At 63.6% G+C, this 1,469-nt stretch carries 2 protein-coding genes and 1 pseudogene; all 3 read left to right on the forward strand.

Translation table 11 applies throughout. From position 1 onward, the window contains the following. The coding region (locus tag EN879_RS35635) for a TRAM domain-containing protein (protein ID WP_127274700.1) at positions 1 to 279 on the forward strand (279 nt) is incomplete at its 5' end. A gap of 83 nt (positions 280 to 362) precedes the next feature. Continuing rightward, complete coding sequence (locus tag EN879_RS35640; protein WP_023758127.1) at positions 363 to 1,355, forward strand: PhoH family protein; 993 nt, start codon at positions 363 to 365, stop codon at positions 1,353 to 1,355. Positions 1,356 to 1,373: 18 nt separating this feature from the next. Continuing rightward, positions 1,374 to 1,469 (forward strand): annotated as a pseudogene (locus tag EN879_RS35645) (rRNA maturation RNase YbeY); the annotation flags it as partial.

Consider the following 1,469-nt stretch of genomic DNA (forward strand, 5'->3'; position numbering starts at 1 on the left):
GAAATGGCCGATCATGTGCCGGAAACGGTCAAGGACGAGCGCCTGCAGCGGCTGCAGGCTCTGCTTGTGAAGCAGCAGCAGGACTTCGGCTTGAGCCTCATCGGCAGCACCATCGACACGCTGATCGAGAAGCCCGGCCGCCAGGCCGGCCAGAAGGTAGGCCGCTCACCTTGGCTGCAGCCGGTTATTGTTGATGAAAAGGCCGGCGAAATCGGTGACATTATCCAGGTGCGAATCACGAAGACGGGCTACAACAGCCTGTTCGCCGAATTGGCCTGAGGGTCTCGGCAGATGAGGAGAGACGGTTGAGCGCAGCAGAGCTGAAGAACCTGCCCCCGGTACCGGCATCTGGGGCTTCTGACATGGCGCACATCGTTCTGACTTTCGACAACAACAAGCTTGCCAGCGCCCTCTATGGTCAGTTCGACGAAAACCTCGCCCGGCTCGAGCAGAAGCTTGGCGTCGACATCCGCTCACGCGGCAACCAGCTGACCATCAAAGGGTCCGCTTCTGCCGCCGAGCAGGCGCGCCGCGCCCTGGACAATCTTTACGGCATTCTCCAGAAAGGCGTCGATATCGGCCAGTCCGACGTTGACGGCGCCGTGCGCATGGCGATTGCCGCCGACGATCAGTTGACCCTGCCAACGCTGGAACGCAAGGGCAAGGTCTCCGCCGCCCAGATCGCCACCCGCAAGAAGACGATCTATGCCCGTTCGCTCAACCAGGACGCCTACATGCGGGCGCTTGAACGGTCGGAACTGGTGTTCGGCATCGGCCCGGCCGGCACCGGCAAGACCTACCTGGCGGTGGCGCACGCGGCGATGCTGCTCGAGCGCGGCATGGTCGAGCGCATCATTCTCTCGCGGCCGGCGGTCGAGGCCGGCGAGCGGCTGGGCTTCCTGCCCGGCGACATGAAGGAGAAGGTCGATCCCTATCTGCGGCCGCTCTATGACGCGCTCTACGACATGATGCCGGCCGACAAGGTCGAGCGCGCCATTGCCGCCGAAGTGATCGAAATCGCGCCGCTTGCCTTCATGCGCGGCCGCACGCTGGCGCATGCCGCCGTTATCCTCGACGAGGCGCAGAACACCACGCCGATGCAGATGAAGATGTTCCTGACGCGTCTGGGCGAAAACTCGCGCATGATCGTCACCGGCGATCCGACCCAGATCGACCTTCCCTCGAACACCAAATCGGGTCTGGTCGAAGCCTTGCGGGTGCTGGACGGCGTGGCGGGCGCGGTCACCGTGCGCTTCAACGACGGCGACGTGGTTCGCCATCCGCTGGTGGCGGAAATCGTCAGGGCCTACGACCGGGACGCCAAGCTGGCGCGTGGCCTCGGCGCCGAGAATTGATGTTGGCGATGCGGCTTCATGCCTGAGGACATAATATCCGGCGACGGGAATATTCCCGTCGACATCGACATAGCGGTTGAGGCGGGCAACTGGCCCGACGAGGCAAGACTGAAG

The sequence above is a fragment of the Mesorhizobium sp. M7A.F.Ca.AU.002.02.1.1 genome, assembly GCF_003998535.1.
Classification (GTDB): domain Bacteria; phylum Pseudomonadota; class Alphaproteobacteria; order Rhizobiales; family Rhizobiaceae; genus Mesorhizobium; species Mesorhizobium ciceri.

Excerpts from the sequence above, each read along its gene's own strand:
- EN879_RS35640 (WP_023758127.1), top strand. The coding sequence starts at position 363 with ATGGCGCACATCGTTCTGACTTTCGACAACAACAAGCTTGCCAGCGCC.